Origin of the sequence: Frankia sp. CeD, from assembly GCF_000732115.1 — a bacterium.
GTDB lineage: Bacteria > Actinomycetota > Actinomycetes > Frankiales > Frankiaceae > Frankia > Frankia casuarinae.
This window is the reverse complement of record NZ_JPGU01000033.1, coordinates 34,877-50,076: the sequence shown is the minus strand read 5'-3', so window position 1 is coordinate 50,076 and position 15,200 is coordinate 34,877. Positions and strand designations below refer to the sequence as shown.

Annotated in this window: 12 protein-coding genes, 2 pseudogenes and 1 riboswitch; of the genes and pseudogenes, 10 read left to right on the top strand and 4 right to left on the bottom strand. The window is 71.7% G+C overall.

The window, feature by feature from the left end; translation table 11 throughout:
• Window positions 1-281: 281 nt before the first annotated feature.
• Both CED_RS16065 and CED_RS16060 read right to left on the bottom strand, forming a co-directional pair.
• Window positions 282-611: a helix-turn-helix domain-containing protein gene (locus CED_RS16065; RefSeq protein ID WP_011437269.1), complete on the bottom strand. Its 330-nt coding sequence runs from the start codon at window positions 609-611 to the stop codon at window positions 282-284.
• Window positions 608-958 carry a type II toxin-antitoxin system RelE/ParE family toxin gene (locus CED_RS16060; protein WP_011437268.1) on the bottom strand — a complete coding sequence of 117 codons (351 nt, stop codon included), beginning with the start codon at window positions 956-958 and terminating at the stop codon, window positions 608-610. The genes CED_RS16065 and CED_RS16060 overlap by 4 nt, the downstream gene beginning before the upstream one ends.
• A 470-nt stretch (window positions 959-1,428) precedes the next feature.
• Between CED_RS16060 and CED_RS16055 the strand changes: the two genes are divergently transcribed.
• From CED_RS16055 to CED_RS16030, 7 genes and pseudogenes are all read left to right on the top strand, one after another.
• Window positions 1,429-2,400 carry an Rpn family recombination-promoting nuclease/putative transposase gene (locus CED_RS16055; protein ID WP_084680832.1) on the top strand — a complete coding sequence of 324 codons (972 nt, stop codon included), beginning with the start codon at window positions 1,429-1,431 and terminating at the stop codon, window positions 2,398-2,400.
• Between the two features lie 301 nt (window positions 2,401-2,701).
• Window positions 2,702-2,854, top strand: coding sequence for a hypothetical protein (locus CED_RS25445; RefSeq protein ID WP_011437266.1), 153 nt, complete (start codon window positions 2,702-2,704; stop codon window positions 2,852-2,854).
• A 119-nt stretch (window positions 2,855-2,973) separates the two neighbouring features.
• A riboswitch (cobalamin riboswitch) is annotated at window positions 2,974-3,172 on the top strand.
• A 35-nt stretch (window positions 3,173-3,207) separates the two neighbouring features.
• Window positions 3,208-3,876, top strand: a pseudogene (gene bluB / locus CED_RS16045) (5,6-dimethylbenzimidazole synthase); the annotation flags it as partial.
• Window positions 3,818-4,060 (top strand): annotated as a pseudogene (locus CED_RS26310) (hypothetical protein); the annotation flags it as partial. The pseudogenes bluB and CED_RS26310, both read left to right, overlap by 59 nt.
• A 45-nt stretch (window positions 4,061-4,105) precedes the next feature.
• Window positions 4,106-4,279 (top strand): hypothetical protein, encoded by a 174-nt coding sequence (locus tag CED_RS25435; protein ID WP_235187108.1) that lies wholly within the window; start codon window positions 4,106-4,108, stop codon window positions 4,277-4,279.
• Entirely contained in the window at window positions 4,276-4,665 is a 390-nt protein-coding gene (locus CED_RS16035; RefSeq protein ID WP_035911946.1) for a type II toxin-antitoxin system VapC family toxin, read from the top strand. Before CED_RS25435 ends, CED_RS16035 begins: the two co-directional genes overlap by 4 nt.
• 337 nt (window positions 4,666-5,002) lie before the next feature.
• Entirely contained in the window at window positions 5,003-5,587 is a 585-nt protein-coding gene (locus tag CED_RS16030; protein ID WP_035911944.1) for a superoxide dismutase family protein, read from the top strand.
• A 173-nt stretch (window positions 5,588-5,760) separates the two neighbouring features.
• Here the strand turns inward: CED_RS16030 and CED_RS16025 are convergent, their stop codons facing one another.
• Both CED_RS16025 and CED_RS16020 read right to left on the bottom strand, forming a co-directional pair.
• Window positions 5,761-7,392, bottom strand: a complete 1,632-nt coding sequence (locus CED_RS16025; protein ID WP_035911941.1) for a serine/threonine-protein kinase — start codon at window positions 7,390-7,392, stop codon at window positions 5,761-5,763.
• Window positions 7,393-7,766: 374 nt separating this feature from the next.
• Window positions 7,767-9,569 carry an LppP/LprE family lipoprotein gene (locus CED_RS16020; protein WP_035911939.1) on the bottom strand — a complete coding sequence of 601 codons (1,803 nt, stop codon included), beginning with the start codon at window positions 9,567-9,569 and terminating at the stop codon, window positions 7,767-7,769.
• A gap of 534 nt (window positions 9,570-10,103) precedes the next feature.
• Between CED_RS16020 and lat the strand changes: the two genes are divergently transcribed.
• From lat to CED_RS16005, 3 genes are all read left to right on the top strand, one after another.
• Entirely contained in the window at window positions 10,104-11,528 is a 1,425-nt protein-coding gene (gene lat, locus CED_RS16015; RefSeq protein WP_084588402.1) for an L-lysine 6-transaminase, read from the top strand.
• Entirely contained in the window at window positions 11,525-13,210 is a 1,686-nt protein-coding gene (locus CED_RS16010; protein ID WP_035911936.1) for an aldehyde dehydrogenase family protein, read from the top strand. The genes lat and CED_RS16010 overlap by 4 nt, the downstream gene beginning before the upstream one ends.
• Before the next feature lie 270 nt (window positions 13,211-13,480).
• Window positions 13,481-15,148, top strand: coding sequence for an MFS transporter (locus CED_RS16005; RefSeq protein WP_369807847.1), 1,668 nt, complete (start codon window positions 13,481-13,483; stop codon window positions 15,146-15,148).
• Window positions 15,149-15,200 lie beyond the last annotated feature (52 nt).

Genomic DNA, 15,200 nt, shown 5'->3' with positions numbered 1-15,200 from the left:
TCCCGGCAGTCCTGCCAGCCGATGCCTTTCCGGCCGCTGCCACCACGCCAGGTCCGGGCCCGGTAGAGCAGCCCTGGGCCGCCACCCGGGGCGGTAGCAGACCATCGGCGACCACACTCACCCGTCCGGACCCGCCCGGCCGGGTACCCGCACCACCGGTGTTCGCCCACGTCGACCCCAGGTCCGTGCCCGTGGCGGCCTGCGGCTCTGTCCTGTCTCGCCGAGGAAACCCGGCCCAGGCCGCTTGCTCCAGACAGTGCGGGGGCGTGGTTTGTTGCCTGTCACGCAGCGGGCGTGTCGGTGCCGCGCAGGATGTAGAGATCGTCGCCGAAGACGGCGGTGATCTGGATCTGGCCGCCGAGGGCCTGGACGTAGCGGGCGATGACGTCGACGGTGGAGACGTCGCCGCGTTCGATCTGGGAGACCCGGCTCTTGCTGACACCCATGTGCTCGGCGACCTCGGTCTGGGTCAGGCCGAGGAGCCTGCGGCGTTCGGCGAGGCGGTGGCCGTCGATGTAGGCCTGGTTGCGCCTGCGGGCCTCGGTCAGGGTCTCCTCGGCGTCGGCGATCAGATCGGCGCGGACGTCGTTCCACCGGGGGAATCTGGTCATGAGCTGCCCTCCTCGGCTTCCCGTTCCTTCATGTACTCGGCGTACAGCGTCTCCGCGCGTGGGATCGCCGTGCGGTACCAGCCGGACCAGTCGCCCGACTTGTCCCCACCGACCAGCAGGATGGCGCAGCGCCAGGGATCGAAGACGAACAGGACGCGGATCTCCGAGGTGCCCGCGGAAGCTGGCCTGAGCTCCTTGAGATTGTGGATCTCCGAGCCGACCAGGCGGTCGACCAGTGGTCGGCCCAGGCTTGGCCCGGCATCGGCCAGCCGATCGATCGCGTCGACGACGAGCGCCCTGGACCTCGGATCGAGCTCGTTGACCCAGGCCAGGAACTCGTTCGTCACGCGGACTTCCCATTCGTCCACAGACAGAGTTTAGCAAATTCTCGACCTCGGACGTGGGAGCGGCGGCGCCGGGCTCGCTGTCTTNTACGTGGCCGGCCGTGGTGTCTCGACCTCGCGGACACGTAGCGTGGCCACGTCGCGTACCCGAGTTTCGGTGAAATCTGCGAGCAGATCTACTATCCCGTGCTTGAGGCAACCGTAGGCCGGCCGTACGCGCGGCAACAGCGACACCACCGGCGCGATCCGCGGCGGTGGTGTCACCACGGGGCTGAAGTGGAAGCGCCGGCGTGAGCCGCTGTCGATCGTCGGCGAAGTGGACGCCGCGGTACGCGAGGCGTGCTGGGAACTCGGCGCTATCGTTGCCGCCAGTCTGGCAGACGGCTTGAGCGCCGCCCCCGTTGGCCGTGTGGATCGGGAGCTAGCTGTGCGGCGCCGTCTGGGATGTCGGTGTTCGCCGGTACGGTGCCGCCATGTCGAGTCCGCCTTCGCCGCATGACGCGGTGTTCCGCCGGGTCCTCGGTGTGCCGTCGAACGCGGCGTCGCAGCTGCGCGCGACGCTGCCGGCGGCTCTTGTGGCCCGCCTCGACCTCGACCGGCTGGCGATTGTCCCCGGTAGCCTGGTCGACGCCACGCTGCGGTGGCGGCACACCGACCTGCTCTTCACCGCTCCGCTTGACGGCCATGAGGCGTTCATCTACGTCCTCGTCGAGCACCAGAGCAGCAGCGACCCGCTTATGGCGTTCCGGATGCTGCGTTACGTCGTGCGTGTTTGGGACCGCTACCTGGCAGACCATCACAAAGCGGCCCGGCTGCCAGCGGTGGTCCCGCTGGTCGTGCACCACAACGAGCACGCGTGGGTCGCCCCGACTCAGGTGCTCGACCTGGTCGACCTGGCTCCGGACCTCGCCGGCGCCTGGCGGGAGCATCTGCCCCGGTTCCNGTTCCTGCTCGATGACCTGGTTCGCGTTGACGAGCGGGAGCTGCGGGAGCGTCCGCTGACGCACTCGGTGCGGCTCACTCTGCTCCTCCTCAAGATCGTCCCTGGTAACCCCCGGCTCGCCCAGGACCTGCGACCGTGGGTCGACGAACTGCGCGCGGTCCTCGACGGCCCGGATGGCAGGGAGGAGTTCGCCACTTTGCTGCGTTACATTGAGCTGGTCGGAGAAGCGGACGCCCGCGACGAGTTGCATGACCTGATCGCCGGCCTTGGACCTGAGGCGGAGGATGCCTACATGACCATCGCAGAGATGCTCCGTGCCGAGGGTCGTGTCGAGGGTCGCGTCGAGGGTCGTGTCGAGTCGCTCCTCCAGCTGTTGACCCTCAAGTTCGGTCCGCTTCCCGAGGCCGCGCTCGCCGCTGTGCACGACGCCTCCGCCGGCCAGCTCCAGACCTGGACCGCTCGCGTCCTGATCGCCGACACGCTCGACCAGCTTTTCCTCTGACCAGCTGCAACGCCGCGGTAGCTCTCTTCGCGCGGGTTGCCTGTCAGCACGAGCACGCGTCCTGACGCGCCTTCAGCCCGGCCGCGGCGATGTTGGCCGGGTCGCCGCGGGGGATCGCGTCGGTGACCACGCGCACCAGGCGCACCCCCACCCATATGCACGTACTGGCCTTCCCGGACATGGATGATCCGTTCGGGTCCCCCGCTCCGACCGTGGTAGCCGGAACCCCCTGCTGTGCGAGATCATCCGGGCGCTCACCGCGACGGACCTGACAGCCGTCCCGCTGCGCTCGCTGCGGCAGGTGACCGAGCTACGGCTCGGCCTGCCCCAACCGCGCGACGACCGCGTCGCCGCGCTCACAGCGGCGCTGGCCGGTGATCCCGCCGATCCGCGGACTCGGGCCGAGTTCGGCGCCACCGTCGGGGCGAGTGAACGTACAGTGAACGTACCTTGAGCCGCCTGTTCCGTTGCCAGACCGGGATGACCTTCCCGCAGACCGTGCTCAGGTCCCCCAAACTCACCGGTCGACGGATCGCCGTCACCTTGGTATGTCGATTTATCCTGTATCGTCCCCAATGGCATCATGAGCGGGGTGCCCCGGGGGACCGGGGAGAATCGGGAAGCCGGTGAAAGTCCGGCACGGGCCCGCCGCGGTAACCGGGAAGTCGCCGTCCATGCGCGTCGCGCAGCCACTGGGCCCTCGGGTCCGGGAAGGCGGACGGCCGGCGTTGATCCGGAAGTCCGAAGACCGGCCCCGCATCGACGTCGCCCGTCGTCGTGCGGGCGGCCGGACAGCGGGAGCCTGCCATGCCCACCGACAGCCACCCCACCGACAGCCACCCCACGAACCTCCGCCCCACGGACCTCTACGATGTCCTGCACCGGCGGCGCGACGTGCGCGGCCAGTTCACCGGCGCGCCGATCCCCGCCGACGTGCTCGACCGGGTGCTCGGGGCGGCTCACGCCGCGCCGAGCGTCGGCCTCAGCCAGCCCTGGGACTTCATCCTCGTCACCGACGAGCGGTCCCGGCGGGCCTTCCACACCCATGTGCACCGCGAGCGCGCCGTCTTCGCCGGGGCCCTGGCCGGTGAGCGTGCAGCCCGGTTCGCCCGGATCAGGATCGACGGCATCCTGGAGTCGTCGTTGTCGCTGGTTGTGACCTACGATCCGCACCGCGGGGGGCCGGCGGTGCTGGGGCGGCACGCCATTGCCGACGCCGGCTTGTACTCGGTGTGCCTGGCGATCGAGAACCTGTGGCTCTCCGCAACCGCCGAGGGCCTCGGGGTGGGCTGGGTGTCGTTCTACCGGGAGCCGTTCGTTCGTGACCTGCTCGCCATCCCCGCCGACATCCGGCCCGTGGCGTGGCTCTGCCTCGGGCCGGTAACCCACCTTGAGCACGTTCCCGACCTCGAACGCCATGGCTGGGCCCGGCGGCGTCCCCTCGCCGACGCCGTCCACGCCGAGCGCTGGGGCGCGATGCCGTCCGGGGGCGCGATGCCGTCCGGGGGCGCGATGCCGTCCGGGGACGGTGCTCCCGCTGATCCTGGAATCGAGGGGCCAGCGGGTGTCCAACACTTGTTGGACTTCAGGTATGACTGTGGTGAGCATGCGGGATCTCAGCCACGCCGTGGGTACCTGGGTTGACCGTGCGCACGCGGGAGAATCGATCGTCATCACTCGCAACGGACGACCGTGGGCGAGGCTGGTGCCCGAACTGACGCAGACGGGCAGTGACTACCTGGACCAACTCGTTGCCGAGGGGCGCGTTACCGTCCCCACCGCGAGCCTGGCTGATCTCCCCGAACCGACGTCTACGGGCAGCTGGGACGGCCGTGACTCCGTGGACGTGGTGGCGGAGCTACGCGGGGAATCTTCTTGAATTATCTGGACTCCAGCGCATTGATGAAGTTGACCCATCCGGAGCGTGGGACGCGTGCGCTGCGCTCCTGGCTTGCCGTCCGGCCAGGCGTCGCGGTGTCGTCCGCGCTTGTGATGCTCGAAGTGACCCGAGCGTTGCGCCGCAGCGNCCCCGCCGCTCTTCCCCGTATCCCCGACGTCCCGTCGCGGATCACGCTCGTGCCCATCGACCAACCGATCATGGTCTCCGCCGCGGCCTTGACGGATCCGTTGCTGCGTTCGCCGGATGCCCTGCATCTCGCGACGGCGCTCCGGCTCGATGCGCCGTCACTGGTCTTCGTCAGCTACGACAAGCGCCTGTCGACCGCCGCCGCCCAGGAAGGCCTGACCGTTGCTGTGCCCGCCTGAGCCACCGGGCGCATGCCGAGCCTGGCTGGTTTCTTCGCCCGAGCCGGTGGCCGGCGTTGGGAGCGGACCATGCCTGAGGAAGGGTGGACCATGCCTGAGGAAGGGTGGACCATGCCTGAGCAAAACGTGGCGTCCGAGCAAAATATGGCGTCGGTGCTGCCCCGGTCCTTGGGTACTTCCTCGGATTCGCGCCGAGGATGGTGAGCCGGGCACCCCCGTTCGGCCCCACGTTTCCGTTCAGGTCGTGTTGAGCATTCCCGAAACCCGTGGCCAGGCTAGGCTCGTCCCACGTGAACGGCGTTCCCGAGCCACTGAACTAGCCGCTGAAAGGATCCTCATGCGACGGCGTCTGTCGATCACCCTGGCCGGCCTCGGCTTGTTCACCGCGTTGTTCGCCGCTGCGGCCTCGGCGGTGGCACCGGCGGCTCCGAGCGCCACGAGGGTCGTCGCGGAGCCGGTCGCGTTCACGACCTGGAACGAGAAGCAGCCACCGGCGGCCGTCACCTACGACCGGCATCTCGTTCCGGTCGGCGCCGGGGCGGTCGTACTGGCGGCCGGCGGACCTCGTACCGTGGTGGGCTTGGTGGTTCAGGGGCTGCTGCCCGGCCACAGGTACGGGGCGCATGTTCATCAGAAGGCGTGCGGCGCGACGGGTACGGCGGCCGGGCCGCATTACCAGAACGTGCCGGATCCGGTACAACCCTCTGTCGATCCGGCGTACGCCAATCCACACAACGAGGTCTGGCTGGATTTCAGTACGGACGCCGACGGCAACGGCCAGGCGTTCGCCGTCGTCGACTGGAACTTCCGAGCCGGCGGTGCCAGGGCCGTCGTGCTCCACGAGCACGGGACGAGTGGCATGCCCNGCGNAGCCGGATCCGCCGGTCCGCGGGCGGCCTGCATCACCGTTCCGTTCTCCTAAATTTTTCCTAGATCCGATCGCTTCGCTATCTTGTGGCGAAGCCGAAGGCGGCGGTCGCGTAGCCGGTTTGCCACAGTCAGAGTCTCCGGTGCGTGGTGGATGAGCACCAGGACGCCGGACAGTGGCGTGACGCGGCCGTGCGGCGGGTTCAGCAGGGCGGCCGTGCGGCGGGTTCAGCAGGGCGGTGCGGTCGTCGCGCCCCCGACTGGGGCGCCCGTCGGGCAGCTTGTCGCCGTGGTCGAGGCGCCCGGGCTCGGCGACGGGGNCGGCGCGACCGTCGGGGAGGCGCCCGTCGGCTGCGATGGCCGGCTCGTAGGCGTGGCGCTCGGCTGCGCGCTCGCCGTGGTGGGTACCGGTGTCGCAGTGCCCGGGTCCGTCGGTGTCATCGGCTGTTCGTCGCCGACCGGGGGTGGGCTGGCCGGGCCGGGCCGAGCCGGGCCGGGCCGGGTGCCCGGCGTCCACAGCGGAGCACCGGCCGGCGGCTGGTTCGCGGGGCCGCCGGGGGCCGCCGGGCCGAACGACGGGGCGGGGGCGGCCGGTTCCACCTGGGGATCGGAGCCGCCGGCCCCGATGAGCGCGGCGACGAGCCCGACGAGCCCGACGATTCCAGCGAGCAGGACGACCGGCAGCGCTCCGTGCGCGCCCGGTGCCTGCCGCCGCCAGGACGCCGGGAGCCGGCCGAGCAGCATGCCGAGGAGCCCGCCGTCCGCCGGGTGTCGCGGCGGACCGGCTGCGCCGCCGTCGGCGGGATCCTGCACCGAGCCGTCCGCGCCCCGGCGGGGCACCGGGACGGTGCGCCACGACTGGTCGTCGCCCGGCGGTGGCGTCGGCCGGTTGGCCAGGGGATGGGTCGGCTGATCGGGCCGGTCAGGGTCCAGCGGCGCGCCGTTGCTGTTGCTGTTGCTGCCGTTGCCGGGTCCCGCGCTCAGCGGCGGGCGGGCCTGCCAGGGGGNGAGGGCCAACGCCGCAGCCCGGTCGGCGTCGGCCGGGGTGCGGACCGCGGAGTCCGAGACCAGGCTGCGGACCAGTTCGGCGGCGCTCGGGCGCTCCTCCGGCCGACGCCCGAGCGCCGCGCGCACCAGCGGGGCGAGCTTCACCGGCACGCCGGCGATGTCGGGTGGTCGGTCCTCGCGCATCCTGGTCAGCACGTCGGACTGCTCGGAGGCGAACGGCGGATGTCCCGTCGCCGCGTACGTCACGCAGGCGCCCCAGGCGAACACGTCGGCGGGGGGCCCGGCCCGTTCCCCGCGCAGCTGCTCGGGCGCCATCCAGGCCAGCGTGCCAATGAGAATCCCGGTGCGGGTGTGGCTGGGGATCCCCGAGGCCCGCGCGATGCCGAAGTCGATGACCTTCGGGCCGTCCCAGGCCAGCAGGATGTTCGAGGGCTTGAGGTCGCGGTGCACCACTCCGGCGGCATGGATGGCGATCAGCGCGTCGGCGAGTCCCACGCTGAAGCCGTGCAGCAGCCGTTCCTCCAGCCGGCCGTGGCGCAGCACCGCGTCGGCGAGGCTGGTGCCCTCCACGTATTCGGTCGCCAGCCACGGCGACGTGGCCTCGGGATCGGCGTCGAGTACCGCCGCGACCGCCCGGCCGTGCACCCGGCGGGCGGCGGCCACCTCGCGGCGGAACCGTTCCCGGAATTCGGGGTCGTCGGCGAACCGGGCGTCGGGAACCTTCACCGCGGCGGCCCGGCCGTCGGCGTTGAAACCGAGGTACACGGTGCCCATGCCGCCAGCGCCGATCCGGTTGTGGATCGTGAACGGGCCGACGTGGCGCGGGTCATCGTCAACAAGCGGGGTCAGCATCGTGCCGCCTGTCCTGATCGCCGCGTTCGGTTCCGCGTTCGGTTCCGCGTTCGGCCGTGAGACTCGGAATGCCGGGGCTCACCCGAAAGCTCACTCCTTCGTCGGCGGTGGGCACGGGCCGAGGCCCGATGGCCGCCGGCCCGCGCCGCACCGGTGTCCGTGGGTCGACGGCATTCACAGCGTCATTCACAGCGTCCACGGCATCCGCGACGTCCACGGCCCCGCGAGACCCCTAACCCTGAACCGTAATGCTTCCAGCGCAGCGATGTGCGGCTGGGCGCGGAGGCGGGCGCCTCGGGTCCGCCACCCGCCACCGCCNTCCGCCACCCGCCATCCGGTACCGCCCGCCGCCACCCGGACCCCGGCGGACGGCCCTACCGTCGGCTGCCGGAGACATTCGGGTCGCTCGGCGGAATCTTGTCCAGGGTGGAGAAGATTGTGCCAGTCCAGCGGAAGCGGACGTCGGCGTGGCCCGACGGGGCATCGACCGGGTCCCGCGGGTCGTAGGTGGCATAGCGCAGCACGACCTCATGATCGTTGCGCTGGCGCTGGAGGGTGATGCGCGCGCTGGGTGCCTTCGTGTCCGTGCCACGGTACTCACCGTCGGCGAAGACGAAGGCGAGCTGCCGGGGGGTGTCCCCGGCCGGCTGGCCGGTGCCGATCACTACGTTCAGTCGCCGGTCGGCCGCGTAGGTGCTCATGTCCGGCTCATAGCCCTTCCGGCGCACCGTGGCGGCGGCGTCGGCGGCGGACAGCGTCGCCACCGTGGTCGCCACCGTGGTCGCCACCGGTGTCGGGCTCGCTGACGCCGACGCCCGCGCCCGCGCCGATGCGGGCCCGGTTGTGGCGGGCGGCGCGGCGGCCTGCAACGGACCCGTCGTCCCGGCGGCCTGCAACGGACCCGTCGTCCCGGCGGCCGTCCCCGCCGTCGCCAGCGGGTCTGGCGTCGACCCCGTGATGGTGGGCGTGTCGTCGCTACGGTTGAGCACCAGGGCCGCCGCGAGGCCCCCGCTGAGCAGCACCGCGAGCAGCGCGGCCACCGCCACGACGGCTCCACGCCGCCCGCCGCCCCCGCTCCCGCCTCTGCCCGACCCGACGCGCCACCCGTCGTCCTCCCAGCCGTCAGCGCCGTGGCTCACGGTCGGCGGGGCGGACGCGCGGTGGTGGGCGGACGCGCGGTGGTGGGCGGACGCGCGGTGGTGGGCGGACGCGCGGTGGTGGGCGGACGCGCGGTGGTGGGCGGGATCGGGACCGTAGCCGGCGTCGCGGTACCCCCCGTGGGGACCCTCGCCGTCCGGCGGGGTCGGCGGCAACGACCACCAGCGGGCCAGCGCCGTCTCGCTGGCCCGGTCCGATTCGGCGGGGGNGCGGACGTCGTGGCCGACCAGTCGGGCGAGCAGCTCGGTGGCGGCGGGGCGGCGCGCCGGCTCCTTGTCCAGGGCCGCCCGCACGACGCCGACCAGGGACGCGGGCAACCCGTCGAGGTTGGGCTCCGCGGTGAGGATCTGCAGGCCGATCGCCTCCGCCCGTTCGCCCCGGAAGGGGGGCCGGCCGGCGGCGGCGAAGGTGACGCAGGCCCCCCAGGCGAAGATGTCGGCCGCGGGTCCGGCCCGCTCGCCGCGCAGCTGCTCGGGCGCCATCCAGACCAGGGTGCCGATCAGCATTCCCGTCCGGGTGTGGCTCGTGTTGTCCCCGGCGCGGGCGATGCCGAAGTCGATGACCTTCGGGCCGTCCCAGGTGAGCAGGATGTTCGCCGGTTTGAGGTCGCGGTGCACCACCCCGGCGGCATGGATCGCGACCAGGGNGTCGGCCAGACCGACGGCGAGTCCCTGGACCAGTCGATCGTCGAGCTGGCCGCGGGTGGCGACCGCGTCCGCCAGGTTCCTGCCCTCGACGTACTCCGTGGCCATCCACGGCCGTTGCCCGGTCAGGTCGGCGTCGAGCACAGCGGCGACGGCGCTGCCCCTGACCCGGCGGGCCGCGTCGACCTCGTGCCGGAAACGGGACCGGAACTCGGGATCGTCGGCGAGTCCGGCCGACGGCACCTTCACGGCCGCAGGCCTGCCGTCGGTGCCGAAACCGAGGTAGACGACGCCCATCCCACCCGCGCCGATGCGGTTCGCCAGCCGGTAGGGGCCGATGCGTCGGGGATCGTCCGTGGTCAGGGGCGTCAGCACGCCGCTTGCCTTCTCTCCGTCGTCGGGTGTCGGGGTAGCCCGGGTGTCGGGGTGGCCCGGGTGTCGGGGTGGCCCGGGTGTCGGGGTAGCCCGGGTGTCGGGGTGGCCCGGCGGTTCCGGCGCACCTCGCGACGGTGCGGGGTGGAGATGCGCCGATTGTCTCCCGTGCCGTCCCCTGCACTCATCTGACGGCGTTGCCTTCGCTCTGTGTCAAGTGTCCGCCACTTTATGTGTGCGGTGTGGTCGACGCGCCGCTCGCGGTGTGGTTGACGCGTCGCCGCTACGCCCTGACGACCTTCGCGCGAAGATTTGTCCAATGCTTGGTATGGAACGAAAGAATTAGAGGTTGTAGCGTAATCTTGCAGGGATATTTTCGTAAGAAGATCGACGTCGCCGAGACGGCTCGTGGGATGGCGACGGGATCCGGATGAAAGTGGTCCGGGGGAGGAGAGCGGGATGGTCGTCCCCTTGCGGTCAGCCCAGCCCTTGCGGTCAGCCCAGGTGTCTGCGTCCGGTGCCCGGTCGGCGGACGCGATGCCGGCGGAGGGGCTAGCGGCGGACGCAGTGCTGAGCACGCTCGGTCGTCACGTCCTCGTCGACGGCTTCGACCTCGTCTGCGACCTGGCGATGAGCCGCGGCAGCGTGCTCGTCGACGCCCGTGATGGGCGGCGCTATCTCGACCTCTACAGCTTCTTCGCCTCGGCGCCGCTCGGGATCAACCCGCCGGACCTCGTCAACGACGCGGGCTTCGTCGCCCGGCTGGGCCGGGTGGCGGTCAACAAGCCGGCGAATCCGGACGTCGCCACCGTCGCCTACGCCGAGTTCGTGCGGACCTTCGCCCGGGTCCTCGGCGATCCGCAGTTGCCGCATCTGTTCTTCGTCGAGGGCGGGGCCCTGGCGGTGGAGAACGCGCTCAAGTGCGCCTTCGACTGGAAGAGCCGGCACAACGCGGCACACGGCCGTCCCGCGGCGCTCGGCCGTCGGGTTCTGCACCTGCGGAACGCCTTCCACGGACGCAGCGGCTACACCCTCTCGGTCACGAACACCGATCCGGTCAAGACCGAGCGTTTCCCCGTCTTCGACTGGCCGCGCATTGACTGCCCGGCGATGATGTTTCCCTGCGTGGGGCCGGCCCTCGACGCCGTGATTGCCGCGGAACGTGTCGCGCTCGGCCAGGCCGAGGCCGCCTTCGCCGCCCATCCCCACGACATCGCCTGCTTTCTGGCCGAACCGATCCAGAGCGAGGGCGGGGACAACCACCTGCGGGCCGAGTTCTTGGCCGCGATGGCCGCGCTCTGCCGGCGCCACGACGCGCTGTTCGTGCTCGACGAGGTGCAGACCGGTGTCGGCGCCACCGGCTCGGCGTGGGCCTACCAGCAGCTCGGCCTGCGCCCGGACGTCGTCGCGTTCGGTAAGAAGGTCCAGCTCGGCGGGGTGATGGCCGGCCGGCGGGNCGACGAGGNCGCCGACAACGTCTTCCGCGTGCCCGGGCGGATCAACTCCACCTGGGGTGGTGGCCTGGTGGACATGGTCCGCGCCACCCGCATCCTGGAGATTATCGAGGCACAGGGGCTCATGGCCCGGGCCGGCGAGCTCGGCGTGGGCATGCTTGCCGGGCTGACGGAGCTCGCGGCCCGCCACTCCCGGCTGCTGCGTAATCCCCGTGGGCGCGGTCTGCTCTGCGCGGTGGACCTGCCGGGCAGCGCCGTCCGGGACGAGGTGCTGCGGCGGCTGCGGGTGCGCGAGGGAGTCCTCGCGCTGCCCGCCGGGGAACGGGCCATCCGGTTCCGACCGGCGCTGACGGTGAGCGCCGAGCAGCTCGCCGCCGGGATCGCGGCCCTCGGCCGGGTCCTCGACGGACTGCCGGGTGGTGGATTGGACGGGCTGGGCGGATCCGATGGGCCGGGCGGATTAGATAGGCCGGATGGACCCGGTGGACCGGATGGGGGATCGTCATGACGCTGGTACGGCCACGGCGGGTTGGTGCGCTCATTGGCGGACGTCCGCGGGACGGACGTCCGCGGGACGGGTGCGCGCCGCCCGGCGCGGCCGAAGCGGAGCTCACCCCGGTCCGGACGGTGCCCTCGACCAACCCGGCCCGGCTCGACGACGTGGTCGCCGAGGTCGAGCTGGCCGGCCCGGAGACGATCCTTGCCGCCGCGGTGGCGGCCCGTGACGCCCAGCGCACCTGGGCAGACGTGCCGGCCCCGGTCCGGGGAAGCGTGATCGGCAATCTCGGCCGGCTCGTCGCGGACAACGCCGCCGCGCTCGCCCGGCTCGTCACCCGGGAGATCGGCAAACCGGCGGCCGAGGCTCGCGGCGAGGTCCAGGAGATCATCGACACCTGCGAGTTCTTCCGCGGCGAGGGACGCCGGCTTTACGGCGAGACCGTTCCCTCCGAGATGCCGGACAAGCAGCTGTTCACCTTCCGGGAGCCGGTCGGGGTGATGATGGTGATAACAGCGGGGAACTTCCCGGTGGCGGTGCCGTCCTGGTACATCGTGCCGGCCCTGCTCGCCGGCGACACCGTGGTCTGGAAGCCTGCCGAGTACGCGGCGGCCTGCGCGCAGGCCCTGGTCGAGCTGATGGCCGCCGCCGGGGTTCCCGCCGGCGCGGTGAACCTCGTGCCCGCCGACGGCGCGGCGACGTCGCTCGGGCTGGAGCGGGCGCTGGCGGCCGGCGTCGTCGACAAGGTCGGCTTCACCGGATCCACCGAGGTCGGCCGGTTCATCGGCGCCCTGTGCGGCCGGTACCTGCAGTCGCCGTGCCTGGAACTCGGCGGGAAGAACCCGATGGTCGTTGCGCCCGACGCCGATCTCGACGCCGCCGTCGAAGCGGCGGTGTTCGCCGGGTTCGGCACCGCCGGGCAGCGGTGCACCTCGCTGGGTACGGCGATCGTGCACGAGTCGGTGCACGCCGAGTTCGTGCGTCGGCTCGACGCCGCCGTGTCCGCGGCGGTCGTCGGCGATCCGACCCGGGACGTGCTGTACGGGCCGCTGCTCGACGCCCGGTTCGCGGCCGGGTTCGCCGACCATCTCGACCTGATCCGGGACCATCACCGGATCTTCGGGTCCACCGCGGTGGGACGGATCACGNCGGCCGGTTTCGGGACGTCGGCCGGTTCATCGACGCCGTTGACACCGGCAGGGCCGGGAAGGTGGCCGGGCGGACCGCGTCGCGGCTTCGTCGGCGATCCCGACTCCGGGCTGTACTACCACCCGGTGGTGCTCGACGGCGTGCGCCCGGACGACGAGGTGTTCCGCGAGGAGACGTTCGGTCCGATCATCGGCGTTACCACCTACCGCAGCCTCGACGAGGCCATCGACCTGGCGAACCTGCCCGGCTACGGGCTGTCGTCGTCGATCTACACCGGCGATGCGGCGAGCGCGTTCCGGTTCCGGCGGGGGGTGCGGGCCGGGATGGTCAGCGTCAACTCCTCGACGTCGGGCGCGGAGGCCCACCTGCCCTTCGGTGGCAACGGGCGGTCCGGTAACGGAAGCCGCCAGTCCGGTCGCTGGGTCCTCGACCAGGTCACCCGATGGCAGTCGATGAACTGGGACTACTCCGGCAGGTTGCAGAAGGCCCAACTCGACACGGCCGTGCCCCCGGCCGACCTGTCCTTCCGCCTGTCGGACCCGTGACGTTCCGACTGAGACGGGTGCCGTGCTGCCGTCTCGCCGTGCTGCCGTGCTGCCGTCTCGCCGTGCTGCCGTGCTGCCGTCTCGCCTCATGGACCCGATGGGGTTTTCTCGACGATGCGGAACAACGCGGCTGGTCACGGCGGATCGGGGCGTCCGGAGGTTCCGCCGTCCCGGTGCGTTGTCGCATCTCGCCGCATCCAGGACTGGGCCCCGGCGCCGGGCGCCGGTCCGCGCCATAGTCGGCGCATGCCAGACCTGGTGATGCAACCGATGCCCGGGATGCGGCCGACCCCCGGCACACGACGGGCCGGCCGCCGGGAATGGGCCGGTCTCGCCGTACTCGCCCTGCCCTGCCTGCTGCTGTCGATCGACGTGACCGTGCTGTACTTCGCCCTGCCGTTCATCACCGCACGCCTCGCCCCGAGCGGCGCCCAACTGCTCTGGATCGTCGACATCTACTCCTTCGTGCTCGCCGGCCTGCTGATCACGATGGGGACGGTCGGCGACCGGATCGGGCGTCGCCGGCTCCTGCTCTACGGCGCGGCCGTGTTCGGAACCGCGTCGGTACTCGCCGCCTACGCCACCGGCCCGGTCATGCTGATCCTCGCCCGGGCGGCGATGGGCGCCGCCGGTGCCACCCTGATGCCGTCGACCCTCGGGCTCATCCGGGTCCTGTTCGTCGATCCGGACCAGAGGCGCGTCGCCGTCGCCATCTGGACGGCGAGCTTCTCCGGCGGTGTCGCGCTGGGACCGCTGCTCGGCGGCTTCCTGCTGGAGCACTTCTGGTGGGGTGCCGTCTTCCTGATCAATGTGCCGGTGATGCTCCTGCTGCTGGTGCTGGGTCTCGCGTTCCTGCCCGAGTTCCGGGATCCGCGTCCCGGCCGCTTCGACCTGACCAGCGCCGGGCTCTCCCTCGCCGCCGTCCTCAGCGCGGTCTACGGCATGAAGCGCATCGCCGAACACGGCTGGACCGCCGTTCCGATGACCGCCTTCGTCGTCGGTGTGATCCTGGGTGGCCTCCTTGTGGTCCGGCAGCGCCGGGTCGACCAACCGCTGATCGATCCGCGGTTGTTCGCGTCCCGTGCCGTGCGCACGGCGTTGGCCGTCAACGCCCTCGCCCTGTTCGCCCTCGTCGGGTTCAGCTTCTTCGCCACTCAGTACCTGCAGCTCGTGGCGGGCCTGACCCCGCTGGNCGCCGGACTGTGGACGATGTTGCCGGCGACCGCAATGATTATCTCTGTGCTGGCCGCCCCCCGGCTGCTGCGGCTGCTGCGGCTGGGCGGCGCGCTTGGCGCGGGGCTGGTCGTCACCGCGCTGGGATTCGGCATCGCCAGTCGGCTCGGCGTCTCCGGGGGTCTGCCGGTGCTGCTCGGCGCCTATGCCGTGCTGATCAGCGGGGTCGGTGTCGTCCTCACGATCTGCACCNACGTCGTGCTCGGCAACGCCCCACCCGAACGGGCGGGTTCGGCCTCNGCCCTGTCCGAGTCGGCCATCGAGTTCGGGGGCGCGCTCGGGGTCGCCGTTCTCGGCAGCATCGCCACCGCCGTCTACCGGAACGAGGTGCCGACGCGGGCACCGTCCGGCCTGCCCACGATCGCGGTCGACGCGGCGCGGGAGACCCTCGGCGGTGCGGTGGAGGTCGCCCACCGGCTCCCCGGCGGCCTCCACCCGGGTGGTCTTGGCGACATGCTGCTGCGGGTGGCACAGGAATGCTACGTCGACGCGATGTCGGTGACCGCCCTGATTGCCATGACGGTCATGGCGGTCACGGCCATCGCCGTCGTGGTGGTGCTGCGCCGGGACGCTGCGCCGTCGATGCCTGAATCGTCAACGGTCGGATCGTCAACGGCCGGGGACGCGGTCGCCGGGCGGGCCGAGAGCGTCGGCACCGAAGGGTCCGACCGTACGGTGGCGGACTCCGCCGCTCCCGGGGCATAGGCGTCGCTTCCGATCGTAGACGCCGCTCCCGGGCGGGCTCCCGGGCGGCATA